Source organism: Rhizobacter sp. P5_A1 (assembly GCF_056400745.1).
In genome coordinates this window covers 50,961-77,004 of the sequence record NZ_JBFUKR010000020.1, presented here as the reverse complement: position 1 = coordinate 77,004, position 26,044 = coordinate 50,961, and the positions used below count along the sequence as shown (strand labels likewise).

Below are 26,044 nucleotides of genomic sequence, written 5' to 3'. Positions count from 1 at the left end.
TTGCCCCATTCAAAGCGCCGCGGCCTGGTGCGCGGCCACTAGCCTTGCGAGGCCGGATGCATCGGCCGCGCTGCCGAACACGTAATGGTCGGGCCGCACCAGCGCCACCCTCGCCTGGTGGCGAGCCATCCACGCCGCGACCACGCCGTCGGCCTCGGTCTCGCGCCCCAGGTCGATCGGCGTGACGCCGGCAAGCCCGTCCAGCGGCAGTGTCCCGTCACCGACGAGCCGCCAGCCGCAACCATGCACCTCGTCCATCAGCGCACCGCTGCGCAGCCGAGGTTGCGGGAACAGCGTGCCGGCACCGGGGCTGGGTAGCAGCAGACCGGTAACGAGGGGGGGCAGGATGTCCTGGCGCGGCGTGTCCTTGACGACGCCGTCGCACTCGGCCAGCAGCCGGACGTCACGCGCCCTCGCCTTGACCACGTCGCGTTCGCCGATCAAGGCACCCACACCCTTGATGCGGGACGTCAGCTCCTGCACGTGGGCCTTGCGTTCCTCGCCGTAGCTGTCGAGCAAGCGGTCAGGTGCGCCCTGGCACAGCACCGACACGAGCTTCCATGCGAGGTTGACGGCATCGCGTATGCCCTGGCACATGCCCTGGCCGAGAAAGGGCGGTTGCATGTGGGCGGCATCGCCTGCCACGAATACACGGCCAACGCGCCAACGCTCAGCCACCAGGGCATGGAATCGGTAGCTGGTCTGCCGCCACAGCGTGCCGTCCTGCGGCGAAAGCCAGCGCGACAGCAGCGCCCAGGTGCGCTCGGGTGTGCTCGCCTCCTTCGGATCCTCGCCGGCCAGCAGGCTGATTTCCCAGCGGCGGTGGCTGCCCGGGCCGATGACCAGCGTGCTGGGCCGTTCGGGCTCGCAGTACTGGACGCTGGTCTTGGGCAGCTTCGCCAGGCCCTTCGCGTTGCACAGCACGTCCACCACCAGCCAGGGCTCGTCGAAGTCCAGGTCCTGCAAGGCAATGCCCAGCGCGCTGCGCACGCCGCTGGCGCCACCATCGCACCCGACGGCGTACCGGGCGCGCACGCGGCTGCCATCGGCGTAGTCGAGCGTCACTCCTTGCGCGTCCTGCACGAAGCCGTCCATCGCCACGCCGAGCGCCATCGTCACGCCGGGCAGACGGGCGACATGCTCGCGCAGCACACGTTCGACCTCCGGCTGCGTGAACACCATCGACGGCGTGTAGCCCTGCGGGTAGGGCGGCCCGAGCATGGTCATGCGACGGATCAGCTGGCCGTCGACGCCGTAGTACTCGCTGGGCGTGAACGGTTCGATGAAGGGCATCACCTCGTCGATGACGCCCAGCTGCTGGAACACGCGCAGGATCTCGTGATCGAGCGAGATGGCGCGCGGTATCTCATAGACGCCGGGCAGCCGGTCGCAAACATGCACCGTCAGCCCCGCTCGGCCCAGCAGCAGCGAGAGCACCACGCCGGCCGGTCCGCAACCGACGATCGCGACGTCGAACTGCTTCATGCGACTTCGTCGACGATCGGGTTCGACAGCACGCCGATGGACTCGACCTCGACCTCCACGGTGTCGCCCGACTTCATCCACACCGGGGGCGTGCGCGCCTGGCCGACGCCGGCAGGGGTACCCATGATGATGGCGTCACCCGGCTCCAGCGTCATGCACTCGGCCAGCAGCGCGATGGTTTCGGCCACGCCGAAGATCATGTCGCTGGTATTGGCGTCCTGCATCACTTGCCCGTTCAGTCGGCTCTGGATGCGCAGGCCGGTGGCCCCCGGCGCCAGTTCGTCGGCCGTCACCAGCACGGGGCCGAAGCCGCCGGTGCCGTCGAAGTTCTTGCCGATGGTCCACTGCGGCGTGCGCTTCTGGAAGTCGCGCACCGACATGTCGTTGAAGCAGCTGTACCCGAACACGTACGTCAGCGCATCGGCCTGCTTGACGTGGCGCGGCACGGTCTTGCCGATCACCACGGCCAGTTCGGCCTCGTAGTCGAACTTGTCGGACACCTTGGGGCGCACCCCCGGCTGGCCGTGCGCGACCAGCGAACTCTTGCCGCGATAGAAGAACCACGGGTAGGTGGGCTTCTCGGTGCGGCCACCCTCCTTCGCATGGTCGAAGTAGTTCAAGCCCAGGCAGATGATCTTGCCGGGTTCGGGCACCAGGGGGGCGTAGGTCTGGCCGGCCAGCGGCAGCCGCGGCCCTTTGGCCAGCGCGGCGCGTGCGGCGGCGGCCAGATCCGTGCCGGTCGCCAGCGCGGCACGCAGATCGGTGTGCAGGTCGACCCAATCGGTGCCGTCGACGGCGCCGAGGCAGGGCTGGCCGTTGTGAACGAGGGTGGCAAATCGCATGGAGCGAGGTCTCCTGAATGAGTTGGTGGTGAAGTGGGTCAGGGTTGGTGGGCGTCGGGCCGGTCACGAACGTCGTCTGCGAAGTACACGGCACGCTGCGCCAGCTTCAGCCGTTCGGTCGGCGCGACACCGATGCCCCATTGGTCGATGCGGCCGGGGGGCCAGGTCCAGTCCGACGGCGCGCCGACCCGGTAGCTGTCGTCGATCTGCTCGACCTCGGCGGTGTATTCGATGACCACGCCGAACGGATCGACGAAGTAATTGAAGGCGTTGTCTCCGGGGCCATGGCGGCCGGGGCCCCATTGCGGCGGGCATCCGGCATCGCGCATCCGACCACCGCCGCGCATCACCGCATCGAGCGTGGGCATCAGGAACGCGATGTGGTTGAGGGCGTCGTTGTCGCTGTCGCCCAGCGCAATCGAGTGGTGATCCGCGTTGCAGTTCATGAACGCCATGATCTTGGTGCGGTCGGCCAAGACGAAACCCAGCACCTGCTCAAGGAAGCGCTGGGTCTGTGCGATCGCATGGCAGTTGAGCACCGCGTGCGCCAGGCGCACCGGGATGTCAGGCGCCGGTGGCACCTCCTCGCTGCGCTGCGCGTCACCGTGGACGACGTCGATGCGGCGACCATCGCCGTCGCGGATGAGCAGGCGCTGCCCACCAGCGGGGTCGCGCGCGGGCTCCGGCCCCAGCAACACCTGACCGCCGGCCGCCGGGGTGGCCGCGGCGATGGCCCGCAGCGCCTCGGCACTGCGGGCGCGCAGCGTGACGTGCAGCAGGCGCGGAGCGTCCGGGGCCGCATGCAGCGCCAACAGGTGATGGTCGCTGCCGCTGCCCCGCAGGTAGACCACGCCGTCACCGCGCGCGGCAATCTCCAGCAACCAGGTGCGCGTGTAGAACGCCTCGGCGGCTGCGAGGTCGGGCACGGTGAGCGCCACGCTGCGCAGTCCGGCGATGACAGGTGACTTCATGGACCCTCCTGATGGGACGGCGCCCGTGCCCCGAGAAATCGGCGCGCGTTGCCAAAGGCGAGCGAAGACAGCGTCGCCTCGTCGAACCCGCCTTCGACCAGGCGATGGAGCGGCCGCGGCTCGTGAAAGTTGAACGGGTAGTCGGTGCCGACCATGAGGGCCTCGGCCCCGAACGCGGCCACGAGGTACCGCAAGGCAGGCGCGTCGTACACCAGGGTGTCGTAGAAGAATCGCCGCGCCTGCTCCACGGGCGGCTGGGGGATGCTCTCGGCGAGCGCGGGAAAGGTCTTCCAGCCCTGCTGCAGGCGCGGCAGCAGCAGGGCCAGCGTGCCCCCGCCGTGGCTGAACGCGATGCGCAGTGCCGGGTGGCGCTGTAGCAGGCCGCCGGTGATGGCCGCTGCCGCGGCCAAGCCGACGTCGCTGGGGTAGGCCAGCACCTGCTGCAGCGGCGCCGGGCCGAGCAGCCGGTCCATGCCGGTCGGCTTGAGCGCGTGCACGAACACCGGCAGGTCCAGCGCCGTGCAGGCCTCGAAGAAGGGGTCGTGTTTCGGATGCGCCAACGGCACACCGTTGATATGGCTGCCCAACTCGACCCCCACCAGCGCCAAACTTTCTGCGGCGTGCCGCAGTTCGACCACGGCGGCGTCGACGTCCTGCAGCGGCACCGCCGCCAGTCCGAGCAACCGGGCGCCGGATTCCGCGCACATGGCTGCGGTCTGTTCGTTGAGATAGCGGATCAGCGGCTGCGCGTCGGCCAGTTCCAGCCAATAGGAAAGCAACTCCGGCATGGGTGATAGCACCTGCTGCGCCAGGCCCATCTCCGCCAAGTCGGCCAAGCGCCTGGTGGGCGACCAGCACTTCTCGGACACGGTGCGATAGTGCTTGCCTGCGACCATCACGTGGCGATGACACATGCCACGCGCGTCGGGGGCAACCTCGGTCGTCGGCCACGGCGCCGGCCGCGTGCGCCCCAGATAGGCCGGGAACTGCTCGGGCACGACGTGCGCATGCACATCGATACCGCATGCGCAGCCCGCAACGGAATGCAGCATCGCAGCTTCTTTCAGGTTTTGCACCAGCCAGCGAAGGCGAAGTGCATGCCCTTCGCTCGGCGGGTCGGCGTGTGGCGTTTGGCACCCAGCCCGGCGGCCGCAGCCGCCTTCCCCGAGGCGATGCCCGGGCATCGTGCCGGGGCACCATTCCTGTACGCGGACAACATCATCGGGCTCCTTAAGACGTCGACCAATTTTATATATAAACATCTGATTTGTTCAACAATTAGATCAAATCCTAGAAAACATTCCAGATTGCGTACATTAGAGGCCAATGGCCCGAACCCCTGCCCCCCTCAGCGAAGTTGGCGCCGCGACGCGTGCCACCAGCGTCTACGACGAGTTGCGGGCCGACCTGCTCGGCGGCTTGATCGAACCCGGCAACAAACTCGCGATCGAGGCTCTTGCCGGGCGCTACGCAACGAGTGCGACGCCCCTGCGCGAGGCGCTGAATCGGCTGGTGTCCGACGGCCTGGTCGAGCGGCGGGAGCAGCGCGGCTTCGTGGTGGCGGGAATCAGCTCGGCGGATCTGGCGGAGATCACCAAGACCCGCTGCTGGCTCGAGGAGATCGCCCTGCGGGAGTCGATCGCCGCCCACACCACGAAATGGGAGGAAACGCTGGTGCTTGCCCACCACCGCCTGTCCAGGACACCGCGCTCGCTGTCGGAGCAACGCTTCGACGACAACCCCGAGTGGGAGCCCTTGCATCGCGCTTTCCACCGCGCACTCATTGCCGGTTGCGGCTCGCGCTGGCTGATGGCGTTCTGCGAGCAACTTGCGGATCAGCATCATCGCTATCGCCGACTGTCGGCCCCGCGCGCCTTTAGCAAACGAAACGTGAAGACCGAGCATCAACAACTGATGGAAGCCGCGCTCGAGGGCCGCGCCGACGCCGCCGCCGCCCTACTCAAGGCTCATTTCAACCGTACCGCCGATATCATCCGCGACGATCGCACGCTCTTCAGCGGCCGGCCGGGCTGACCTCGAAATCCCGAAGCGCCGCGGTCGCTGTCTCACCGCGTGTCCCACGTTCCGCAACGATCGGTACTGGGAGTTGGCGCGGGCGCAAATCGGACCGGCGTCGACCCCGACGGTCAACGTGACCGGGTTGTCGCGCTGTACTGCGCTGAGGCCGCGGTGCTGCAGTTCGATTGTTTCTCAGGAGTTCTTCCGCCTCGGGTCAGCCGAAGCCTCTTCCGGTTGTGCGGGCCGGCGGATAGGCGCAAGTTCGTACTGCGAATAGCGGGTGAACCGCGATAGCTGCTGCATCAATCTCCCTTGATGCCGCGCTCGCGGATGATCGCGCCCAGGCGTCGGAAGTCGTCGGCTCACTTCTGCTTGAACGCCTCGGGCGTCGACTCCTTCGGCACGTTGCCGGTCGCAACGATGCGATCCTTGACCGCGGGCTGGTTCAGTACCCGGTTGATCTCCGTGTTCAAGCGCTTCACGTATTCGCAGGGGCGTAGAAGCCGAACACCGCGTCGGCGTCGAAGCCCTACGGGCCCAGTTCGTCCAGGGTCGGCACCTGGGGCACCAGCGGCACCCGTTGCGGGCTGGCTACTGCGAGCATCCGCAGCTTGCCACTCTGTGCTGCAGGCTGATGCCCGGGTCGAAACAGGAAGTCGATCTGCCCGCCCAGCAAATCGTTCAGTGCCGGTGCGGCGCCGCGGTAGGGAACGTGGATCGCACTGGTGCCCGTTCGGCACTGCGATGCGCGAGCCGCTCGCACAGCGTCGCCAGCAAGTGCGGGCGCGCGCGCACGCGGTCGTTGTTTCGCGCGACCGACTGATTCGCAGTGCGGTTCGACCGGACACAGATGTCACTGAACGCGGCGACGCAAGGACTTGCGTTGCGCTGGAAAGCGCGACGATTGCCGGGAGACATATCGCAGAACGCAAGCTTCGCCCCCTGTTCGGACTCGACACGGCCATCAAGGTGAAAGCGCACTTCGCTGTCTACCCGGCACGCCATGCCAAGCGACCACCCGTTGAAGCGTTTTTTTGCTTGGCTGCACGGTGACGCGTCGAAGGCCAGGCTTGGCGCTCCACGTCTCCTGCGGCAGCTGCCCTCACGCTTGTTGCTCAGGCGAGCCATTGGCGAAGAAGGATGTGCGCTTGAGAGAGACCATCGATCAGGTGACCGCGACCCGCGGCGTTCAATGCGCTCACGTTGTGACGAGTGTTAGCCCAGCGAGCGGAGGGGCCGCCTCAGCCGTGCCGCACCAGCCACAGCGACAAGCTGGGAAAGGCCACCAGGAAGGCAATGCGGAGGAAGTCCGACGCCAGGAACGGCATGACGCCCTTGGCCGTCTCGATGTACGGCACGTCTTTCGCCATCTTGTGGATGATGAACAGGTTCATGCCCACCGGCGGGTGCACCAGGCCGATCTCGACCACCATTAGCGACAGGATGCCGAACCACACGGACTTGTCGGCCACGCTCATGCCGTAGAAGTCGAGACCCATCACCATCGGGTAGAAGATGGGGATGGTGAGCAGGATCATGGCCATCGAGTCCATCACGCAGCCGAGCAACACGTAGACCAGCAAGATGGCCACCAGCACCGACAGCGGCGGCAAACCACTGTGCTGGACCCATGTGGCCAGTTCGGTGGGCAACTGCGTGAGCGCCAGGCTCGAGTTGAGCAGGTCGGCCCCCAGCAGCACGAGAAAGATCATGGCCGTCGTGTGGGCGGTCCCGACGAGGCTGTCCTTGAAGGCTTTCCAGCGCATGCCGCCGCTCGTCATTGCCAACACGCCACAGGCTGCGGCGCCGATCGAGGCCGCCTCGGTGGGGTTGGCCCAGCCGCCGTAGATGCCGACGATCACCACCAGGAACACGCCGAGAATGGGCAGCACCGCAACGCCCGCTGCCAGCCGTTCCGACCAAGGCTGGCGCTCGCCGGCCGGACCGGCCCGCGGGTCGATGGCGACGATGACGCGGATCACGAGCACGTAGCCCAACATGGCCAACACGCCCGGGATGACAGCGGCCACGAAGAGCTTGCCGATCGATTCCTGCGTGAGCACCGCGTAGATCACGAGCGGGACCGACGGCGGGATCAGGATGCCCAGCGTGCCGGCCGCCGCCATCGTCCCGGTGGCCAGCCGACCCGAATAGCCGTGCGCGCGCAGCTCGGGCAGGGCCACCTGGCCCATCGTCGCAGCGGTCGCAAGCGACGAGCCGCAGATGGCGCCGAAGCCGGCACAGGCCCCGGTGGCAGCCATCGCCAGCCCGCCACGTCGGTGGCCAAGGAAAGCTGCCGCAAAGCGGAACAGCGATTTCGACAACCCACCATGCGTGGCGAACTGACCCATCAACATGAACAGCGGAATCACCGCGAGGTCGTAGTTGGACAGCCGTGCGTAAGCGACGTTGTTGAGCGTGAACAACAGCGACGACGGGTTCCACTCGTTCATGGCGATGAAGCCGGCCGCGCCGCACAGGAGCATGCCCACGCCGACGTGGATTCGCAGCGTCAGCAGGCCCAGCAGGCCAGCGAACATCCACAGGCCCAGCACCATGCCGCTCATCGCGCATTTCTCAGAGCAGCATGCAGCGACGCCGCAGTGCGGTACACCGCGGCCAAGCTGAGCAGCACGAAGCTGGGCACCAGCAGCAGGACCGGCTGCCAGACCGGGATCAACAGCAGCGCCGACACTTCAAGGTTCTCGCGCGTCTCGAAGGCGTACAGCGTCGTCCGCCAGGCGATCACGGCGGCCACCACGGCCAGCAGCGCGTGTGCCATCGCGTCCAGCGCGGCACGGCCGCGCGGGCGCATCCACGTCGTCAACGCGTCGACCTTGATGTGGTGGTCGTCCATCTCGCACAGCGGCAGGAAGGCGGCCGAGCCAACAGCCGCTCCCATCATCAACAGTTCCATGTCGCCGTTGACCGGCGCGGCGAACAGTTTCCGGCCGACGATCGACACGATGGACATCAGCACGATGGCGCAGAAGACGAATCCTCCAGCGATTCCCCACGCCATGACGACGTGGTGCAGCAGCCGGGCCGCCGCCCCCTGGCGTCGCGGCACATACGTGCGAAGGTCTTCTGGAGCAAGTTCTGCCATGCGGTCCCCAGCCGGTTGCATGAACGACGAAGAAAACTACCAGGGCCGCAACAGGCTCTGTCACCTTGTAGATCAGCGTTCGGTGAGGTGCTTCTTGCTGATCGCGTGGACATCGGCCGCCAGCTTGTCGCCGTCCAGGCCGCGGGCATTGGCCTGCTTGATCCACTCGGCTTCGACACTCTGCGCCGCCTTCTTCATCGCGGCGACGTCCTCGCCGCCCATTGTCACGATCTTGTTGCCCCGCTCGAGCAGCTTCTTGCGTGCTACCTGGTTGTCATGGTCAAACGCCCGACCGGCCATCTCGACCAGCGCCATTCCGCTGTGCTTGTCGATTACCGCCCGCAACTCGGGGCTCAGCCGTTCGTACTTCGACTTGTTCATCAGGATCGTAAAAGCCGGCTGGGTGAATGCCGGCTGATCGGGCAAGCTCTCCAAGTGGAACCTGGTGGTCTCGTCCAGCTTCGTCGCCGGGATCACCTCCCAAGTCGCCATCGCGCCGTCGATGACGCCCTTGGTGATGCCCTCGGTCACCTGCGCGATCGGCATGTTGACCGGCGTGGCGCCCAGCGCGGTGAGAAACAACGACGCGAAGCGCGAGGGGCTGCGCACCTTCACGCCCTTGAAATCGGCGCTGCTCTGGATGGGCTTGTTCGCGGTGGAGATGATCAAGTTGGTGCCCGAGAACACCGCGAGGAGCTTGTAGTCCTTGACGTCCTCCATGGCGTTCTTCTGCGTGTATTCCCACATCGCCCGCGAGCCGCCCAGGCCATCGGCCGGCAACACCATGGGCAGTTCCAGCGCTTCCATGCGCGGGAAGCGCCCGGTTGTATACCCGGGGTTAGTCCAGGTCACGTCGGCCACGCCGTTCTTGACCTGATCGGCCAATTGCGCCGGTGTGCCGCCGAGTTGCAGCGAGGGGTACAGCTGGCACTTCAGCTTGCCGCCGGAATCCTTCTCGATGGCGGCACACCAGGGTTCCGCCACGCTTTTGTGGAAGGTCGAGTTGGCGGCCAGGAAGTGGGTGAACTTGAGCGTAGTCACTTCCTGCGTCTGGCCCACGATCGGACAGGCCGCCATCGTCGCTATCACCCATGCGCCGAGGCGCGCCTTCATGTCGTTCGTCATTCTTGTCTCCTGTCGCAACGCCCGGAACACGCCGGGACTGTTGGGTCAATGGGCCGGCACCTGTGCCGGCTGTTCATTGTTCAGAACGGATAGTGGCGCTCAGAGGTCTGCACGGTGATCCAGCGAAGCTCGGTGAAGGCATCGATGCCGGCCCTGCCGCCGAAGCGGCCGTAGCCCGAGTCCTTGACGCCGCCGAAGGGCATCTGCGCCTCATCGTGCACCGTCGGGCCGTTGACGTGGCAGATGCCGGAGTCGATGCGATTGGCAACCTGCCAAGCGCGCGCGATGTCGCGCCCGAACACCGCAGCCGACAGGCCGTATGGGTTGTCGTTGGCCACGCGCACAGCCTCTTCAACGCCGTCCACGCGCACCACCGGCTTCACAGGGCCGAAGCTTTCTTCGTGGTAGATGCGCATCGCAGGCGTCACGTGATCCAGCAACGTGGCTGGGAACAGCGTGTTCTCAGCCTTGCCGCCGCACACCAGCTTGGCGCCCTTGGCGAGCGCGTCGTCGATGAGCGCGTTGCAGCGTTCGACCGTGCTCATGTCCACCACCGAACCCAACACCACCGGGCCCTTGCGCGGGTCGCCCAGCGGCAACTTGGTCGCCTTGGCGGCGAGACGATCCACGAAGGAATCGGCGATGCGGTGATCCACCACGATGCGCTCGGTGCTCATGCAGATCTGACCGCTGTTGGCGAAGGCGCCGAAGGCCGCGCCGTTCACCGCGGCGTCGAGGTCGGCGTCGTCCAGCACCACCATCGGCGCCTTGCCGCCGAGCTCGAGCACGACCGGCTTGAGGTACTTGGCGCAGGTCTGCGCGATCAGCTTGCCCACCCGCGTCGAGCCCGTGAAGTTCACGCGCCGCAGTGCGGGGTGCGCGATGAGGGCCTCCACCACCGCGGCGGCATCGGCCGGCGCATGGGTCACGAAATTCACGACGCCGGGCGGGAAGCCGGCGTCCTTGAAAGCCTCGACGACCAGTCCCTGGGTCTCAGGGCACAGCTCCGACCCCTTGAACACCACGGTGTTGCCGCAGGCCAGCGGCGTGGCGATTGCACGCACGGCCAGGATGACCGGCGCGTTCCAGGGAGCGATGCCCAGCACCACGCCGGCGGGTCGGCGCACCGCCAGCGCCAAGCTGCCCGGCACGTCGGACGGGATGACCTCCCCGCTGATCTGCGTCGTTAGACCGGCGGCCTCTTGCAGCATGCCGGCCGCCAGGTGCACGTTGAAGCCCGCCCAGGGCGCGGCGGCGCCAGTCTCTGCCGCCATCGCGGCTGTCAGGGCCTCGGCCTTGGCTTCGAGGGCGTGCGCGGCCTTGAGCAGCAGCGCGCGCCGTTCACCAGGTCCGGTCCGGGACCAGGCCGGGAACGCGGCAGCGGCCGCTTCAACCGCCGCGACCGCGTCGGCCGTGGTCGCCGCCGGCGCCGTAGTGGCCACGGCGCCGTCGAGCGGGTTGCGCCGCTGGAAGGTCGCGCCGTTGCCCGCCTGCCGAGCCTCACCGTTGATCAACATCGAAATCGTGCCCATGGGCTTGTCTCCTTTATGGATGATTGGCAAGTACCGGATCAGGCCACCTCGACCTCGATCAGGATCGGAACAGCCGAACGCAGAGCCTGCTGGAGCGCAGGGCGCAGCTGTCCGGCCCGCTCGACACGCAGCGCCTGCATGCCCTGCCCGGCTGCGAGCGCGACGAAGTCCAGGTCCGGCAAGTCGGTTCCCGGAACGGGCTCGCCAGGTCGATAGCCAAAGATGCGGGCGAACTCGTGCAGCGCCGCGTAGCGGCGGTTCTTGAGGATCACGACGAGAAGCGGCAGGCGCAGTTGCACGGCGCTCCACAAGGCCTGCACGGCATACATTGCAGAGCCGTCGCCCACCAGTGCGATAACACGCGCCTGCGGCTTGGCCAGCGCCACGCCCACTGCCGCAGGGAGCGAGTAGCCCAGCCCGCCGCTGCACATGGTGTAGAAGGTCTCGGACTCGAAGATCGGCAGGTGGCCGTGCATCACCGGCCTGGCGCTGGGCGCTTCTTCGACCACGACACTGCCGCGCGGGCGCACATCGGCCAACGTCTGCAGCACCCAGTCCACCGGCAGGCGTTCGTCCGGTGCCGGCTCCAGCACGCGCAGCGGCCGCGGGTGCCGCGCCGGCGCCGGCCGGAGCGGCGGCCGGCTGCGTTCGAGCAGATCCAGCAGGCCCAGACGGATGCTGCCGACGACCGAACTGCCGGTAGGCGCCCAGGCGGCGACCTGCGGGTCGTCGGTCAACTGCACCAGCGCCGCACCGTCGGGCAGGTGCGGGCCGCGGCCCTCCACGTGGTAGGTAAAGGCCGGCGCCCCCAATGCGAAGACCAGGTCGTGACCAGCCAAGCGCTCGACGATGCGCTCCCGCATCGGCGGGAGAAAGCCGGCCCACAACCGGTGGTCCTCGGGGAAGCTGCATCGGCCCGACATCGGTGCGACGTAGACACGCGCGTTGTGACGCTCGGCCAGCTGCACCGCCTCGTCCCAGGCACCATCGCGGTCGACTGCGGCGCCCACCACGAAGGCCGGTGCGCGGGCCGAGTCCAGTGCCGCTGCCACGCGCGCCAGCAGCTCCGGCTCGGGGCGCACGTGCCGGCTGACGTCGCGCGCATCGACCGGCAAGGTCAGCACGCCCCAGTCGTCCGAGGGGATCGAGACGAAGACCGGGCCGCGCGGCGGCGTCATCGCGACGTAGTAGGCGCGCGCCACGGCCAGCGGCACGTCCTCGGCGCGCGCCGGCTCGACACTCCACTTTACGTAGGGCCTGGGCAGCTCGGGGGCCTGCGCCGAACCGAGAAACGGATCGAAGGGCAGGATGGAGCGCGCCTGCTGCCCGGCCGTGATCACCAGCGGCGTGCGGTTGCGGTGGGCGGTGAAGATGTTGCCCATTGCATGGCCCACGCCGGCGGCCGAGTGCAGGTTCACGAAGGCTGCGTTGTGCGTGGCCTGCGCGTAACCGTCGGCCATACCCAGGACCACACACTCCTGCAGCGCGAGCACATAGCGGAAGTCCTGCGGAAAGTCCATGAACAACGGCAGTTCCGTCGAACCCGGATTGCCGAAGATCGAGGTCATGCCGAACTGACGCAGCAGCCGAAAGACGGCCTCGCGCACGGTCACGAGGCCGCCTGCTGCGATCGCCTCGGCCTCGCTGGGTCGGACACGTTGATCCATGGTTGCTTGCTCCTTGCTGCAAGCGTGCAGTGTCGTGAGCTTCGTCCTATGCATCAATGCAATGAACTGACTAAGTAATAATTCGCCGCATGAATAGAGACAGGTTGGATATGAACCTGCTGCGACTTTTCGAGGCGGTGTATCGCCTGGGCAGCGTCAGCCGCGCCGCCGAAGCGCTGGAACTCTCGCAGCCCGCGGCCAGCCAGGGCCTGACCCGGCTGCGACTGGCACTGGGCGACGCGCTGTTCGTGCGCACCCGCGGACGCATGCGCCCGACGCTGCGGGCGGAACGGCTGGCCAGCGTCGTCCAGCCCGCCGTCGCCGCGATCGAGGACGCGCTGCAAGACAAGGACAGCTTCGAGCCTTCGCGCTCGACGATGACGCTTCGCATGCACATGAGCGACATCGGCGAAGCCCGGCTGCTGCCGGAGCTGATCGCCGCTCTTCACCGCGAAGCACCCGGGGTGCGCGTGCAAACGACCCCGCTCCCGCACGAGGAGATCACCGATGCGCTCGAAACCGGGGCGATCCACTTCGCGCTCGGCTTCCTACCCACGGTCAGTGGCACCGAGCGGGTCGAGCTGCTGCGCGATCGCTATGCGGTCGTCGTGCGCGCCGGACACCCGCTGGTTGCCGTGACGAAAGGGCACGCAACGGCACAGCACCTGCGGCGGCTCGAGTACGTTGCGGTGCGCTCGCACTCTGAGACCTTCCGCATCCTCAAGCAGCTCGGTCTCGATGGGCGACTGGTGCTGACTTCGGCGCACTTCCTCGCGCTGCCGGCCATCATTGCGCGCACCGACCTGGCGGTCGTGATGCCGCAGGCCATTGCGCATGGCTTCGTCGATGCGGAGCGCTACGCGCTGCTTCCCGCCGCGCTGCCGCGCAGCACCTTCACCGTATCCATCCACTGGAGCCGTCGCTTCGATACGGACCCGGCCCACCGGTGGCTGCGAAGGCTGTTCATCGGGCTCTTCAAGGGCCAAACCGAGACCCATCGCGTCCCCCCGAGCCTGACGATCTGATCGTCGACGGGCCGGCCACGGGCAGCGACGACCTGGCCCCTCCGGGTTACTCGGGCGCAAGTGCGGCCGCGACGAGTGCTGCGCATTGCCATCGCTGCGAAAGCAGGCCGCTTCTGTGCACCGCGTCGACAGGAGTGGAAAGCAGCCGAACAGCGCCTCGACGCGTGCGTCGGTTCCCAGCCCACGAGCGCAGCATCAACGCCGTGCATCAGCGCATCGCATCGACCAGCTCGCCCATCGAGAAGCACGGCTACGTGGCAACGAGAGTGCTGCAGACAGAAGAACTTGCGGGAGTCGTCGAGGAGTTTCGGATCGTTCATCGAAGCCGGCGAGGCAGGCGGGCTCGCGAGACACGACCTTGCAGTTCGAAGGACTGTCCCGGCCCTGTCCGTATAGCACTCCTGCCGCCTATCAGGCGTTGGTTGAGCAGTCTGACGCGCAAGTTTTGGCACGCCAAATACTAGAGCTTTCGGCGCAACACCACCGGCTTGCCGCCGTATGTCTTCTTGCTGATCCATGCGACCAGAGCCGAGTCAAGGTAATCGGCATGCCCCGGGAACCATCGGAAGAGATGGATGGCGAAGTCGTGAACGAGGTCCTCCCCCGCCCTGCCTTCCATGAGCGCCGCCCGGACCTCGCGCGTGGACTTCAGAACGGCAGCGTGCTCCTCGAAATGGCAGTCCGCTGGCGGAAACGCCGTCGAACGCATCAAGTGCTCTTCCAGGCCGAAGTGGGAGACGGCATGCGCCTCGAAGGCTGCCAGCGCAGCTTCCGCAGTGCCTGCGTCACAGATCAGGAGACGTTGGGCGACTTCGTAGAACTCCTGGTGGGTGTCGTCCATTGCCTTGAAGCCAAGAAGGCGCGCGTCAGACCAGACGAAGCTGTTGTCGTTGTGGCCGCGGGGAGCGTGCTCGTCGCGGCGTTGTAGGGTTGAAGTTGAGGTCATGGACATGGTGCGAAGGTGACACCGAAGAGATGAAGCCGTTCATTGCATTGCAAATGAACGGTGAGCCCGAGACCGGAGGAGACCGGAGACTAGGGTGGCCCGCCCTCGAGCCAGTGCTGGCCTCGGGCATAGAGCGCCTGCACCGTATCGCCCTTCAGGCCGGGCATGTCCAGCTTGACCTCGTAGCCGATACGCGTCTGGGCATACGCAAGATACCGGTACCCCTCGGGAAAGCGCTCCAGCAAGGTGCGATCGAGCGATGGCAGCGCGCCCGGCGTCACTGGGTCGAGGCGGTCCTTCTCGTAGATGGGCTGGCGCAGCACCATGCCCCATCGTCCTTCACGCTTCTCGATGAAATCGTAGAAGCGGCCCGTGCACAGGATGTCGCACAGCACGCCGTCCACGAGGGCGCGCTGCGAGATGGTCATCTTGGTCTGACCGATCGCACGGTCGCCGGCGACGTCCGCGCTGTGACCGCCCAGGAAGTGCAGGATGCTGACGCCCTTGTCCCAGCCGTCCCGGCTCACGCGGACGAACTCCCTGAACGGCCCTTGGAACCAGGTCGCCATCATCACACCGTCGTCGTGCCACACGCTGGCGAAGCGTTCCCAGTCGCCGGCGTCGCGCCAAACGACCCAGTTCTCGACCAGTTGGCGGATGGCGAGACGGTCATTCAATGCTTGATCCATGGTCTCCTCTCTTGCGGGGTTTGCCCGCGACAACCGGTCACGTGGTGCCAATCTTGCGACCGACGATGCGTGCGCCGCGCATCAACCGGTGGGCGGGGACGCGGAGGCGGCCATCCGCTGCGCATCCAACTCAGCACGGGTCATGTCACCGACGATCCATTGGCTCGGCGGCAACTGGTGCACGAGCACGCGGATGGAGTCGAGCGGCGCGCCCAGCGTGCGATGCACCGTGCGTGCGACTTCGCGGGCACAGTACTGGACCGCGCTCTCGTCACGGCCGGCGACCAGGTTGATGTGGATGATGGGCACGCGGCCTCCCGTGTTCGACAGGTTCTGAATTGGCTAGCGACCGTCGCATCGCGCTGGCAGCAGCACGCCCCGCCCGCGAGCAGCCCAAGCAAGTGCGCCCTCATTCACGGCGCCCCAGCACGGCGCGCACCGGGCGGTCGCCTTCGGCCTTGCCCGTGATCGGCGGCGGCGGCAGGCTGTTGTCGCCGCGCTCGACGGTGAAGCGATGGGCCAGCGTGTACCACGAGCCATTCACGTCGTCGGCCGGCGGCGACTCGTCTGCATGGTGCAGCGCGTAATGACCGACCAGGGCCTCGGTGACGCCGAACTGCACGTCGGTCTCGAGGAACGGGTCGTCGGACGAATAGACCTGCGAGAACTGCGTCTTGTAGCCTGGCTTGTTGATCATGAAGTGGATGTGCGCCGGCCGCATGTTGTGCCGGCCCTGCACCCGCAGCAAGTCGCCGACCGGACCGCTCACCGGGATCGGATAGCCCGCCGGCTTGACGCTGCGAAACGCGATGCGGCCCTCTGCGTCGGTCGTGAACGTGCCGCGCAGGTTCATGTCGGCCTGCGCGGGATCCTGGTTCTCGTAGAAGCCCTCGGCCGAGGTGTGCCACACATCGACCGACGCCGCTTGCACGGGCCGGCCTTCGGCGTCCTGCACCCAGGCCTCGACGAAGATGGGCACGCCCGGCACGGGCGACTTCAGCAGTGACGCCCCGTTGGGCAGCGACGGCGCCCCGTGTCGCCAGAACGGCCCCATCAGGTTCGCCGTGGTGGTGCCGCCTGAAGCGGCCGCGCCGTTGTTGAGCAGGCACACGAGCGAGGAGAGCCCCAGCGATCCCGCGGCCAGCACGACCTCGTTGTGCGACGCCGTGGTGAGCTGCCCAAGACGGGCGATGAGGCGACAGAGTTGCTGGAACTCCTGCTCCGTGAGTTGCGCCTCGCGCACGAACCCATGCAGGTGGCGCACCGCAGCGCCGAGCAGCGCCCTGTGGCGCGGCGATGCCGCCCGCTCCACTTCCGCGAGCACGGCTTCGGTCACATCTTCCTGCCGTCCGATGATCATGTCGGTCTCCTGCGACAAACGGCTACGGACACCCCGGAGGTTGGTGCTGCCAGGTGCTTCGCCACGACCGAGAAGCACCTATAGATAGACCTGAAGAATCGCGTCGTGGATGCCGTCGCAATCGATGAGATCCACTCGATGAGAGCGGATCTTGATGCCGTCGCTCGTGGCGACCAGGTGGTGCGTGTACGACCCAGCATACGACTTCAGGGCATCGCGTCGAAACTGCGTCACATGAAAGCGCGAGCGGACGACCACCTCTCCCTTCGTGCTCGATTCGACGATGCGCACATTGCTGACAACGTGAGTGCTTCGTGTGATCGGCTGCTGCCCGGCGGTGCCCGCATCGAGCAGGCGCTCGCAACGCGCCGCCATGCTCGGCACGTCGTCGTACATGAATGACAGTTGCGTTTTGGGATCGGTGTCCGTAAGCCGTGCCGGTATCCAGTAACTCCCATCTGGCGTGAAGAGATCGATCCACGACGCGAAGTCGCGGTTGTCGATGAACTCGGACTGACGAAAAAGAAAATCCTCGGCTTCACTGCGGCTGAGGGTCAACTCTTGAGTGGCGTTCAACATGTTCCTGATCCTTCGTTATGGGCCGTGCCGCTCATTGCGCGGTCATGTACTGGCTCCACGCCTCGTACATGTTGCGCATGCAGACTTCGGAATTGCCGGAAAAGCCCTTTCGGCTCGAGCCGACCGGTATGTCTCGGTTCGCTTCGCGACTCAGGAGCACCCAATCCGATTCCGGGCCCTTGAGGCCGGCATGAACGCGGTAGTAGGACTCGTAGTCGTCGGCAGCGACGATGTTGGACGGCGAGTTTGCGGTGTTGGCCGCCGTGATGGCACGGGTTGTAAAGCTGTCCGGGGCACCCTTGAGCCGGAAAACCCAGATCTCCAGCAATGTCTTGTCGACCGCGAGCGGACGGATGACCCGCAACTGTTGGAGCGATGCCTGCCAGACGGCTGTCGGGAACAGCAGCACGTTGTGGAAATTGCGCTTGAGGATCGCCTCGGTGCCTGCTTCGCCATGCCGCGCAATGAGCGCCGCCTTGTATCTTTCTGCATCGGGCCCGGCCGGCTCGGGGGCGAAGGCCGCCATGTCGAAGTGCCCATTCGGGTGGGCCACCAAGTCGATCTTGGCCATTTGGTCCGGTTCACCGGCCAGCAGTGCCGCCACCTGCAGGCCGCCGACGTGTTCGATCTTGAACTTCTCGAGCGTTCGTTTCGCCGCCCGCGCCGACTGGTGATGCACAAACGATGTGTGCATCCCGTCGCTCATGTTGTCGATGAAAATCTTCCAGTTGCTGTTCTGCACGGTCCGGTAGCAACTGCCGATGACCTCGATCTGACCGTCCGGGGCGCGGTCCACCACGTTGTCGAACCCGCGCATGCCTTCACCCGCCCAGGTCTTGAGATCGGGGCCGTCCGCGGCCAGCGAGGCGAACACGAAGCCGCGGTAGTTCTCGACACGCGGCAGACGCCTCATCCCGTTCGTTCGATCGTTCGGATCGAAGGCCGTGCCGTCATAGCCCGAGCGCACGGGCACGGACGCCAGCGAGCCATCGGTATCGAATCCCCAGCCGTGGTACATGCACACCATCCGCTTGGCGTTTCCAGACTGCTCTGGGCAGACGAGCGTGCCTTTGTGCGGGCAGCGATTCTCGAGCACATGGATTTGACCGTCCGAATGGCGGGTCATGACCACCGGTTGACGCCCGACCTGTGTCGTGAAATAGTCGCCCTGGTTCGGCACTTGGCTTTCGTGCCCGACATAGATCCACGACTGGCCGAAGATGCGGTCCATCTCCAGCTCATACACACCGGGATCGACGTACACCCGGCGATGCACGCGTTCGGCTTCCACCAGGTCACCGAGATCGAGGTCGGCGGCAGCGCCGTGATTGAGGGATGAATCGAGGGTCGTACTCATTGAGGAATTTCTCCTTTTGTTGAGCCTGAAGCGGCTCAGGTTTTCAGTGTCTTGATCAATTGCAACGCGGCATCCCACGATTTGCCTGCAGCCTCTGCGTGGTAGTGCGAATTGCTGGGCACCATGTAGGCGTGTCCGGCGCCAGGGTGGACGACGAACGTGCTGCCGGTTGCATCGGCCACCGCCTTCACCGCCGCAAGCTCCTCCGCAGGCGCGAGGTGGTCGTGCTCGCCGTAGTGCAATTCCACCGGACAGCCCGGCTTGTCCCCGGGCTTCATGTACTTCGACACGTAGGTGCCGTGGAACGACACCGACGCATCGAGACCGAGCCCGTCGCACGCCGCTCGCCACGCATAGGGCCCGCCGAAGCAGTAACCCAGCAGGGCCACCTTGCCGTTGCAATGGGGGTGGCGCCGCACCTCTTCGATGGCGCGCCGCAGATCGTCCATCGACTTCGGGAAGTCGACACGCATGGCGCGGCCGATCGCGCGCTGCACTTCGGCCTCGACGAGCACGCCCGAATCCGAGTCGCGCCAGAACAAGTTGGGTGCCATGGCAACGCAGCCGACGGCGGCGAGTTCGTCGCAGATATTCTTCATGTCCTGGTCGATGCCGAAGATGTACGACACCACGATCACCCCTGGGCCCTTGCCGGCGCCGGGGGCGGCGAGGTACGCCTCCATCGGGCCGTCGGCGGCTGCAACCGTGACCTGCCCACCGGCAACGTCGCCTTGCTGCTTTTCGAGTCCACTCAATGTTTGAGCCATCTGATCTCCTTCACGCGTTTGTTGATGACGATGGAACACATAGACCGCTACAGGTGCCGCTGAAGGAAACGGAGCAGGCGCGGCGCTAGGAAGCTGACGAAACTGTGGGGCTCATCGAGCGGCTCCTCGCTGAACCAGAAGTGCCCCGCACCCTCGACAGGACACTCGCGCACGGCGAACCCCGCCTGCCTGAGCGCCCGCACAAACGGCACGGACTGCGAGCGCGAATTGACCACATCGTCCGCGGTGCCGTAGGCCACGAAGACGGCCAGCTTGTTGGCGTCGTAGCGCGCATGGCTGATCGGCGACGCGTCGAAATAAAGTTGCCGGTCCGCATAAGGGGCGGCACCCACGAAGCACTCCGACCGTCGCCCGCCCGCGCTGGAGAAGTCGGCGATTTCATGCTGCCAATGGGCGAACAGGTCGTACACGCCGTAGACGCCGGCAAACGCCTTGACACTCGTGTCGACACCAGCATGGGCGTTCGATGATTCGCGCTTCGCGAACTGCGGCGCGTCGCCGGCGAGTGCGGCAAGCGCCGTCACATGGGCGCCCGCTGATGAGCCGAGCAGCGCGATTCTGTTGGGATCGATATTGAGTTCGCTCGCGGAGCCGCGGACAAACTGGATGGCATCGAGAACATCGAAGACGGGCTTGGGAAACGTCTTCTCCTTGGCCGAGACACGGTACTGGATGGCAAACACTGCTAAGCCGTGCCGCGCAAGGAATTCGCCCCAGTGCCGCAGTCCGCCGGGGTCACTGACAAACCAGCCGCCGCCCGGCGCTGCGACGACGACTGGAAATGGCCCAGGGCCCGACGGTGCGTAAAAATCGCCCCGCAATTCCTCACCGGCGTGATTGGCGTAAACGACGCCCTTGCGAACGGGCGGGATGGATGCGCTCATGTGATTTCCATCGACACCAATGTTGAGCGATACGGTCATGTGCGTTCCTTCTGATTTCGACATTTAAGACAGCTGCGCCGCTTGGCGCGGTTGCTCAAGCTGCGGCATCTCATGAGCCCTGTTGGGACGCGATCGCTGGAGCGACCGTTGCTGGTGGGCTCGTTGGGCCCGGACTGGCTCGGTCATCTACGTGAAGACTGCCAAAGCGCCGATGACACAGAACAGCGAGAACGATGCCGCCGATCGCGCCGACGATCATCGGGGCCGTGGCGAACCCGAACATCTGTTGCGGCTGCAACTGCAGCGAGAACACGGCCGCCCCGAAGATTGGTCCGAATATGGCCCCGGTGCGACCGGCACTCAGCGCCCAACCCGTGCCGGTGACCCGGACGGCCGTTGGGTAGAGCATCCCGGTCACTGTGAAGCAACCAACCTGAAGCGCCCCAAACGAGATTCCCGGAATCAGAACGCAAGCGACGATGGCCGCTCGCGACAGTTCCATGGTCGCAAACATCAGAAGGACCGGTGCCGCGATCACGAACATCGCCGGCAGAAGAGCGACGCCGAACCTTGCGATGAGCGATGCAACAACAAGGCCGCCGGCAAATGCGGCCACGGAAAACAAGGCCGCTGTCTGCCCGGCTTGCTGAATGCTCATACCCAGGCTCTGCAATACGAGCGGTAGCCAACTGATCACGAGGTACAGCGCCATGGCGTTCACGAAAAACAGCAACCAGATCGATAGCGTGATCGCTGCCAGTCCATCGCTGAACAGACGTGTCGGCGAAACGCTTTCGGTACGCTCGTATCTCGCCGGGCCTCCGGAGCCCGGAACCCACTGCAACTCGGGGTCCAGCCGCTTGAGCAAAGCCGAGAGTCGCGCGGAGAACTCCGGGTGCAAGGCCTGGTACTTCAGGGATTCCGGCATCCTCCACATGATGAGGATCGCGATCAGCACGGGCAGGCCGCCGCCCACGATGACCAACAGGCGCCAACCGTAAGTGGGGACCAGGGTCGCAGTCAGAATGCCCGGGAGGATGGCGCCAAAGGGAACGCACGTCGAGACGAGCGCCAATACGCGGCCGCGCATCTTCCTGGGTGCAAACTCGGCGGTGATCGCTACGGCGGTGCTCAGAGCAACGCCCAATCCGACGCCTACGACAAACCGGCAGGCCGCCAATTGCGTCACCGTGCTCGCCAGCAACATGGCCAGCGTTGCACAGCCGAAGACAAGACAGCTGATCATGATCGGCGACCTTCTCCCGTACCGATCACCAACCCACCCTCCCAAGGGTCCGCCGAATGCCATCCCGACCAGCCCCGCCGAGAACACCAATCCAAGCGAGGACTTGGTGAATCCAAACTCCTTGACCAGCTCAGGCGCCATGAAGGCAATGACCGTCAGGTCGTAGCCGTCGAGGAACAGCACGATCCCGCACAATGCCCATACGCCGATCAGGAACCCATTGGGTTTGACCCCGTCCAAGACGGCCTCGATGTCTTTGCTGCTTTGCACTCGCTTCTCCAGATGTCGCACCGACCGCTTCAACGCAGCGCCCGTCGGCCGGCTTCAGCAGACGTCGTTGCGTGTCCGCCGTCCCGTGGCGTCCGCCGTCCCGTGAATCAAGACGAGGGCTCGGTCTGCCATCGCCGGGCCCATTCTTGGTTCAGCCGGCTCTCAGCGTGCACCTCCAGCAGCCAGGGCATCCGGCGTGAAGTTGCTGTCAGGAAACCGCGGCACGGTCGGGTAGTGCGCCTTCTTCTGGTTGTAGAGGTTGGCGACGAACGCAGTGCCCCCCAGCAGATCGCTGAAGCCGAAACTGCCGATGACGACGCCGGGCAGATCAGGGGCAACGAAGGTGTTCGCCCACAACTGCTTCCAGAGCTGGCCGTTGGCGTCCCAGCGGTCGGCCAGCACGCAGATCCAGGTGTCTTCGTCGCAGTAGTAGCGGCTCTTCGGGGCCTGGTGGCGCTTGCCCTCGCGCAGCGTGGCCTCGACGATCCAGACGCGGTGTTGTTCCCAGCGCATGTAGTTCGGCGCAAGGTGGTGCGGCGCCAGCACCTCTGCATCGGTCGTCGGCTGCAACAGGCGGTTGGTGTTGTACGGGACGATCATCTCCTGCTTGCCGATCAGCTTCCAATCGAAGCGATCGAACCGGCCGGTGAAGACCTCGATCTCGTCCATCGACATCACACCCGCCGACACGGCCGCCGGCGTGTCGCAGCAGGGGTTGGGCAGCTTGCGTACGCGGCGCTGGCCGGTCAGGTACACCCAGCTCTGTGTCTTGCCGTAGTCGAGGTTCTCACGGCCGGCGACGGCCTCGCCCGCGCGGATCGGAGGGCCTGAGTTCACCACGCGAATCAACCAGAAGTCGCCATTCCACGAGTCAGGCGCACCCTCAGGCAGGTAGTACGGCATCTGCTGATCGCCAATGCCGTCCGTCGTCAACACGGCCTTGCCATCGGCGGTGAGCTGGTACATGTTCGTCTGGAACTGCCACGACGTGCCGCGCCACCGCAGGAGATGGTTCCACATCACTTCGACGCCCGCCTTCGGGATCGGGAACGGAATCCCGCCGTAGGCACCCTCGATCACGTCCCCATTGACTTTGGCTCGGGTCGCGTTCTTGAAGGTGTTGTCGTACACCCACTGCGGCGCGGCTGCGGTGCGATGTGTCCTGTAGACGTCCACGCGAAAGGTGTCGGGGTACTTCTTCAACAGCGCCTTCGTGCCTTCGGTCAGCTTGTCGGCGTACTGTTCGGCGTTCTTCGACGTGATCGAGTACAGCGGCTTCTCGTCCTTGAACGGATCGCCGCGACGCCCGCCGGGCTTGTCGCCCGGGATCGGCGTGGTGTAGCCGCCGGTCCAGGCGGGAATGCTGCCGTCCTTGTTCCCGGCCTTTTCCGCGCCGAGGGGCGTGAGCTCGGTCTTCAGGCGCGCGGCCTCGTCGGCGCTGACGCCGGCTGATGCGCCGAGGGGCGCCATCAACGCGGTCATGCAAGCGGCGGCAACGATGAGATTTCGAGTCATTGTGAGTCTCCTTGATCAGAATGTGCGGCGCAGATTGAGCGCGACGAAGTTCCGGTCGGCGGCCGAATTGCCGTGACCCAGCATCGGACTGCCGCCTGTCAGGGACGGCGAGTAGTCGATGAACGGAACGGCCTTGCCGATGAAGTGGGTGTAGGTCAGTGCGAATTGCCATACGCCGAGGTAGTTGCCGGCCAAGCCGATGTTGGCGCTGCCGTTGCCGCGGGCGTCCCAGGGGGTGATCGACGAGCGGCCGTCCAGCGTGTAGCGCAGGCCGATCGGGACGCTGAGATCCAGACCCGCCACTGCCTGCCGATAGCTGGGCGTGAAGATCAACTGCAGCGCCGTAGCATCGCGTGTGCGCCCGGCATCGAGCGTGCCGTCGGGATCATTCATGTGCAGAACGCGGTTCCACGCGATCTCCGCGACCAGGCTCGATTCACGTGAGACGAAGCTTGGGCCGAAGGTGGCCAGCGTCGACAGGTTCAGATGCGCGGTACGGCCTGTCGCAGATCGTGGTTCAGGCTGGCCGGGAAAGAATCCGAAGAGCTTGTTGGCGGTACGCAGCGGCATGTCGTCGCGAATCGAGGCCTCCCCGGCGAAGTTGAAGTCGCCGACAGACTGCGTCGCGCTCACACCATAGACCTTGACCGCTTCCGGGAACGCGAAGTACCAGTTGCCCGGCAGCGTGCCGCCCGGCCCGACCGGGCCCTGCGGGTTCAACTGGCCGTAGAGTTGGCCGCCCTTGTCGTGGTAGCGCGCTGCGTAGAAGCCGAGGTCGGTCCCGCCCAGGCGCCACTTCAACTGCAGGCCGAACTGCCCCGAGTTCTTCGCCTTGCGCTCACCGCTGGGCAGCAGCACAAAGTTACCGACGCCGGGGATACCGACGAACTCGGGAGGCGTGGAGCCCCAGATGATGTTCGACGTCGAGAAGTAGCTTCCCGCGGGCGGCAGGCGATCGGCCTCCCAGCGGAACTGCACGTAGCCGCTGATCGCCACCTCGGGCGTGAGCTGCAGTTGCCCCGACAACTGCGGCACCGGGCGTACGATTTCCTTGAACTGCGCGTTCGGCGAACCGAGCAGCTTGAGGATGTCGACCGGCCCCTGCGCTCGCGCGATGCCGTTGTCGCCGAAGAAGAGGCTCTCGCCGTACTGCAGTGCGTGTTGGCCCAGGCGCAGGTCCAGCTTTCGCCCTCCGCCCAGGTCCCAGCCCCCGAAGACGAATGCATCCAGCACCTCCGCCTTGCGGCCGGCCAGGTCCCGCGTCTCGCGTGGAAACTCGTTTGCCGGGGTTTGACCGTTCACCGGATCCGCGGCTTGCGTCGTACCGCGATAGGCTGCGTCGTACCAGGCCGCGGCACTCAGGCGAAGCCCGAAGTCCTTGCGGTAGACCGCATCGAATTCGGAGAGCAGGTCGACCCGCTTGGAGACGATACCGCGGTCCCGGAAGTTGTCGTCGCCGGCGTTGAAGTTCAGCGCCTGCGGGAAGGCCGAGGCCGGCACACCCGGGACAAGCAAGCGGAACGAGTCGACCAGTGCCGGATCGGCGTTCCGTGTGCGGTACATGAGACCGCCCTTGATCGTGTTGTCAAAGCGCACCTGCCAGTCGGACTCGCCCAGGTCGAGTTCCACGGCATGCGCGCCAGCGCCGACGAGCGCTGCGGCCAGCGCGACGGCCATGCGGCGAGGCCGCGGTAAAGCCTTCTTCATTTGATGTCTCCTCTTTTCTTGGTTGAAATCTGTCACTGGATCAAGCCGGCACGAGCGATCTGTTTGCAATCCAGCCAACCCGTCGATTCACCTGGCGCTTTTTGTCACGTTCATCCGCCAAGCGTCCCTCCTCGATGCGGTCTCAACGCATCGTCAGTGCATGTGAACGCCGCCATTGATGTCGAGCGTCGAACCCGTCAGGTATGCCGCTTCGCGCGAGGCGATGTACGCGACGCCGGCACTCACCTCTTCCGGAGTCGCCAGCCGCTTGAGCGCCGTGAGCGCAGCAATGCCTGCCCGGATCTGTTCGTTGGTGTTGCGGAAGAACTCCGGGGTGCCGACCGGGCCAGGGGCCACGGTGTTGACCGTGATGCCGGCCGGTGCCAAATCGAATGCGGCCTGCCGCGTCAACCCAAAAAGCGCGGCCTTGGACGAGCCGTAGGCAATGTCGGTGCCGTTGCCCGCGACCTCGCCGGCGGCGGAGCCGATGATGATGATCCGCGAGTGCTCGCGCGGTGCAGCCAGCCGCTGTTGCGCAAACTTCTGGACGCAGCAGAACACGCCCGTCAGGTTGAGCGCGATCGTCTTGTCCCAGTCCATCTTGGCGATCGTCGCGACGTTGACCCGCTGGCCGAGGTGAACCACCGGCCCGCCCGACGCGATCACCAAGACGCTGGCGGGATCGCGCGCTTCGATGGCGTCGAAGGCTGCATTCACCGAGTCCGGACGGGTCGCATCCAGCTGGGCCACGTGGTGCCCTGCGCCTTCTAATCCGGCGAGGACGTCGCGCGCGCCTTCCAGGTTGAAATCGGCGACAACGACGCGATAACCCTGCGACGCCAACTTGCGGCAAATGTCGCTGCCAATCCCTCCCGCACCTCCAACGACGATGGCTCCACGATCTTCAGTCATACAATTTCCTTGATGATCC

At 65.9% G+C, this 26,044-nt stretch carries 24 protein-coding genes; 2 read left to right on the top strand and 22 right to left on the bottom strand.

Features of this window, described 5'->3' with window-relative positions; translation table 11 throughout:
* Nucleotides 1-9: 9 nt before the first annotated feature.
* Genes AC1DTW_RS20315 through AC1DTW_RS20300 form a run of 4 tightly spaced genes read right to left on the bottom strand, consistent with a single transcriptional unit; the run spans nucleotide 10 to nucleotide 4,350 of the window.
* A complete protein-coding gene (locus AC1DTW_RS20315) occupies nucleotides 10-1,485 on the bottom strand; it encodes a bifunctional 3-(3-hydroxy-phenyl)propionate/3-hydroxycinnamic acid hydroxylase (RefSeq protein WP_477983196.1) in 1,476 nt (491 codons plus the stop codon).
* The gene (locus tag AC1DTW_RS20310; protein WP_477983195.1) at nucleotides 1,482-2,327 is read right to left on the bottom strand and encodes a fumarylacetoacetate hydrolase family protein; all 846 of its coding nucleotides are present in this window, start codon (nucleotides 2,325-2,327) and stop codon (nucleotides 1,482-1,484) included. Before AC1DTW_RS20310 ends, AC1DTW_RS20315 begins: the two co-directional genes overlap by 4 nt.
* A gap of 38 nt (nucleotides 2,328-2,365) precedes the next feature.
* Nucleotides 2,366-3,298 carry a VOC family protein gene (locus AC1DTW_RS20305; protein WP_477983194.1) on the bottom strand — a complete coding sequence of 311 codons (933 nt, stop codon included), beginning with the start codon at nucleotides 3,296-3,298 and terminating at the stop codon, nucleotides 2,366-2,368.
* Nucleotides 3,295-4,350 carry an amidohydrolase family protein gene (locus AC1DTW_RS20300; protein ID WP_477983193.1) on the bottom strand — a complete coding sequence of 352 codons (1,056 nt, stop codon included), beginning with the start codon at nucleotides 4,348-4,350 and terminating at the stop codon, nucleotides 3,295-3,297. Before AC1DTW_RS20300 ends, AC1DTW_RS20305 begins: the two co-directional genes overlap by 4 nt.
* Nucleotides 4,351-4,624: 274 nt before the next feature.
* Between AC1DTW_RS20300 and AC1DTW_RS20295 the strand changes: the two genes are divergently transcribed.
* Nucleotides 4,625-5,332: a GntR family transcriptional regulator gene (locus AC1DTW_RS20295; RefSeq protein ID WP_477983192.1), complete on the top strand. Its 708-nt coding sequence runs from the start codon at nucleotides 4,625-4,627 to the stop codon at nucleotides 5,330-5,332.
* A 514-nt stretch (nucleotides 5,333-5,846) separates the two neighbouring features.
* Here AC1DTW_RS20295 and AC1DTW_RS20290 read toward each other — a convergent pair.
* From AC1DTW_RS20290 to mdlC, 6 genes are all read right to left on the bottom strand, one after another.
* Entirely contained in the window at nucleotides 5,847-6,080 is a 234-nt protein-coding gene (locus AC1DTW_RS20290) for a tripartite tricarboxylate transporter substrate-binding protein (protein ID WP_477983191.1), read from the bottom strand.
* A 478-nt stretch (nucleotides 6,081-6,558) separates the two neighbouring features.
* Nucleotides 6,559-7,884: a TRAP transporter large permease gene (locus AC1DTW_RS20285; RefSeq protein ID WP_477983190.1), complete on the bottom strand. Its 1,326-nt coding sequence runs from the start codon at nucleotides 7,882-7,884 to the stop codon at nucleotides 6,559-6,561.
* The gene (locus AC1DTW_RS20280; protein WP_477983189.1) at nucleotides 7,881-8,423 is read right to left on the bottom strand and encodes a TRAP transporter small permease; all 543 of its coding nucleotides are present in this window, start codon (nucleotides 8,421-8,423) and stop codon (nucleotides 7,881-7,883) included. Before AC1DTW_RS20280 ends, AC1DTW_RS20285 begins: the two co-directional genes overlap by 4 nt.
* A 72-nt stretch (nucleotides 8,424-8,495) precedes the next feature.
* Entirely contained in the window at nucleotides 8,496-9,548 is a 1,053-nt protein-coding gene (locus AC1DTW_RS20275) for a TRAP transporter substrate-binding protein (protein WP_477983188.1), read from the bottom strand.
* A gap of 80 nt (nucleotides 9,549-9,628) precedes the next feature.
* On the bottom strand, nucleotides 9,629-11,080 hold the full coding sequence (locus AC1DTW_RS20270; RefSeq protein ID WP_477983187.1) for an aldehyde dehydrogenase: 1,452 nt from the start codon (nucleotides 11,078-11,080) through the stop codon (nucleotides 9,629-9,631).
* 38 nt (nucleotides 11,081-11,118) lie between these two features.
* Nucleotides 11,119-12,747: a benzoylformate decarboxylase gene (gene mdlC / locus AC1DTW_RS20265; protein WP_477983186.1), complete on the bottom strand. Its 1,629-nt coding sequence runs from the start codon at nucleotides 12,745-12,747 to the stop codon at nucleotides 11,119-11,121.
* A gap of 110 nt (nucleotides 12,748-12,857) precedes the next feature.
* On the opposite strand from mdlC, the gene AC1DTW_RS20260 reads away from it, so the two are divergent.
* Complete coding sequence (locus AC1DTW_RS20260; protein ID WP_477983185.1) at nucleotides 12,858-13,772, top strand: LysR family transcriptional regulator; 915 nt, start codon at nucleotides 12,858-12,860, stop codon at nucleotides 13,770-13,772.
* Between the two features lie 460 nt (nucleotides 13,773-14,232).
* Here the strand turns inward: AC1DTW_RS20260 and AC1DTW_RS20255 are convergent, their stop codons facing one another.
* The 12 genes from AC1DTW_RS20255 to AC1DTW_RS20200 form a co-directional block, all read right to left on the bottom strand.
* A complete protein-coding gene (locus AC1DTW_RS20255; protein ID WP_477983184.1) occupies nucleotides 14,233-14,724 on the bottom strand; it encodes a bacteriohemerythrin in 492 nt (163 codons plus the stop codon).
* Nucleotides 14,725-14,807: 83 nt separating this feature from the next.
* Entirely contained in the window at nucleotides 14,808-15,407 is a 600-nt protein-coding gene (locus AC1DTW_RS20250; protein ID WP_477983183.1) for a nuclear transport factor 2 family protein, read from the bottom strand.
* An 81-nt stretch (nucleotides 15,408-15,488) separates the two neighbouring features.
* Nucleotides 15,489-15,716: a tautomerase family protein gene (locus AC1DTW_RS20245; protein WP_477983182.1), complete on the bottom strand. Its 228-nt coding sequence runs from the start codon at nucleotides 15,714-15,716 to the stop codon at nucleotides 15,489-15,491.
* A gap of 100 nt (nucleotides 15,717-15,816) precedes the next feature.
* Entirely contained in the window at nucleotides 15,817-16,845 is a 1,029-nt protein-coding gene (locus AC1DTW_RS20240) for a dioxygenase family protein (protein WP_477983181.1), read from the bottom strand.
* Nucleotides 16,846-17,346: an aromatic-ring-hydroxylating dioxygenase subunit beta gene (locus tag AC1DTW_RS20235; RefSeq protein WP_477983180.1), complete on the bottom strand. Its 501-nt coding sequence runs from the start codon at nucleotides 17,344-17,346 to the stop codon at nucleotides 16,846-16,848.
* 31 nt (nucleotides 17,347-17,377) lie between these two features.
* Nucleotides 17,378-18,703: an aromatic ring-hydroxylating oxygenase subunit alpha gene (locus AC1DTW_RS20230; RefSeq protein ID WP_477983179.1), complete on the bottom strand. Its 1,326-nt coding sequence runs from the start codon at nucleotides 18,701-18,703 to the stop codon at nucleotides 17,378-17,380.
* A 35-nt stretch (nucleotides 18,704-18,738) separates the two neighbouring features.
* A complete protein-coding gene (locus tag AC1DTW_RS20225) occupies nucleotides 18,739-19,470 on the bottom strand; it encodes a dienelactone hydrolase family protein (protein ID WP_477983178.1) in 732 nt (243 codons plus the stop codon).
* A gap of 47 nt (nucleotides 19,471-19,517) precedes the next feature.
* Complete coding sequence (locus AC1DTW_RS20220) at nucleotides 19,518-20,414, bottom strand: alpha/beta hydrolase fold domain-containing protein (protein ID WP_477983177.1); 897 nt, start codon at nucleotides 20,412-20,414, stop codon at nucleotides 19,518-19,520.
* A gap of 70 nt (nucleotides 20,415-20,484) precedes the next feature.
* Nucleotides 20,485-21,891, bottom strand: coding sequence for an MFS transporter (locus AC1DTW_RS20215; protein ID WP_477983176.1), 1,407 nt, complete (start codon nucleotides 21,889-21,891; stop codon nucleotides 20,485-20,487).
* A gap of 162 nt (nucleotides 21,892-22,053) precedes the next feature.
* A complete protein-coding gene (locus AC1DTW_RS20210; protein ID WP_477983175.1) occupies nucleotides 22,054-23,406 on the bottom strand; it encodes a DUF1329 domain-containing protein in 1,353 nt (450 codons plus the stop codon).
* A gap of 15 nt (nucleotides 23,407-23,421) precedes the next feature.
* Nucleotides 23,422-25,113 (bottom strand): DUF1302 domain-containing protein, encoded by a 1,692-nt coding sequence (locus tag AC1DTW_RS20205; protein WP_477983174.1) that lies wholly within the window; start codon nucleotides 25,111-25,113, stop codon nucleotides 23,422-23,424.
* Nucleotides 25,114-25,266: 153 nt separating this feature from the next.
* Entirely contained in the window at nucleotides 25,267-26,025 is a 759-nt protein-coding gene (locus AC1DTW_RS20200) for an SDR family NAD(P)-dependent oxidoreductase (RefSeq protein ID WP_477983173.1), read from the bottom strand.
* Nucleotides 26,026-26,044: the final 19 nt, after the last annotated feature.

Coding starts and splice junctions, on each gene's coding strand:
- AC1DTW_RS20315 (WP_477983196.1), bottom strand. CDS start 1,485: ATGAAGCAGTTCGACGTCGCGATCGTCGGTTGCGGACCGGCCGGCGTG.
- AC1DTW_RS20310 (WP_477983195.1), bottom strand. CDS start 2,327: ATGCGATTTGCCACCCTCGTTCACAACGGCCAGCCCTGCCTCGGCGCC.
- AC1DTW_RS20305 (WP_477983194.1), bottom strand. CDS start 3,298: ATGAAGTCACCTGTCATCGCCGGACTGCGCAGCGTGGCGCTCACCGTG.
- AC1DTW_RS20300 (WP_477983193.1), bottom strand. CDS start 4,350: ATGCTGCATTCCGTTGCGGGCTGCGCATGCGGTATCGATGTGCATGCG.
- AC1DTW_RS20295 (WP_477983192.1), top strand. CDS start 4,625: ATGGCCCGAACCCCTGCCCCCCTCAGCGAAGTTGGCGCCGCGACGCGT.
- AC1DTW_RS20285 (WP_477983190.1), bottom strand. CDS start 7,884: ATGAGCGGCATGGTGCTGGGCCTGTGGATGTTCGCTGGCCTGCTGGGC.
- AC1DTW_RS20280 (WP_477983189.1), bottom strand. CDS start 8,423: ATGGCAGAACTTGCTCCAGAAGACCTTCGCACGTATGTGCCGCGACGC.
- AC1DTW_RS20275 (WP_477983188.1), bottom strand. CDS start 9,548: ATGACGAACGACATGAAGGCGCGCCTCGGCGCATGGGTGATAGCGACG.
- AC1DTW_RS20270 (WP_477983187.1), bottom strand. CDS start 11,080: ATGGGCACGATTTCGATGTTGATCAACGGTGAGGCTCGGCAGGCGGGC.
- mdlC (WP_477983186.1), bottom strand. CDS start 12,747: ATGGATCAACGTGTCCGACCCAGCGAGGCCGAGGCGATCGCAGCAGGC.
- AC1DTW_RS20260 (WP_477983185.1), top strand. CDS start 12,858: ATGAACCTGCTGCGACTTTTCGAGGCGGTGTATCGCCTGGGCAGCGTC.
- AC1DTW_RS20255 (WP_477983184.1), bottom strand. CDS start 14,724: ATGTCCATGACCTCAACTTCAACCCTACAACGCCGCGACGAGCACGCT.
- AC1DTW_RS20250 (WP_477983183.1), bottom strand. CDS start 15,407: ATGGATCAAGCATTGAATGACCGTCTCGCCATCCGCCAACTGGTCGAG.
- AC1DTW_RS20235 (WP_477983180.1), bottom strand. CDS start 17,346: ATGTTGAACGCCACTCAAGAGTTGACCCTCAGCCGCAGTGAAGCCGAG.
- AC1DTW_RS20230 (WP_477983179.1), bottom strand. CDS start 18,703: ATGAGTACGACCCTCGATTCATCCCTCAATCACGGCGCTGCCGCCGAC.
- AC1DTW_RS20225 (WP_477983178.1), bottom strand. CDS start 19,470: ATGGCTCAAACATTGAGTGGACTCGAAAAGCAGCAAGGCGACGTTGCC.
- AC1DTW_RS20220 (WP_477983177.1), bottom strand. CDS start 20,414: ATGACCGTATCGCTCAACATTGGTGTCGATGGAAATCACATGAGCGCA.
- AC1DTW_RS20210 (WP_477983175.1), bottom strand. CDS start 23,406: ATGACTCGAAATCTCATCGTTGCCGCCGCTTGCATGACCGCGTTGATG.
- AC1DTW_RS20205 (WP_477983174.1), bottom strand. CDS start 25,113: ATGAAGAAGGCTTTACCGCGGCCTCGCCGCATGGCCGTCGCGCTGGCC.
- AC1DTW_RS20200 (WP_477983173.1), bottom strand. CDS start 26,025: ATGACTGAAGATCGTGGAGCCATCGTCGTTGGAGGTGCGGGAGGGATT.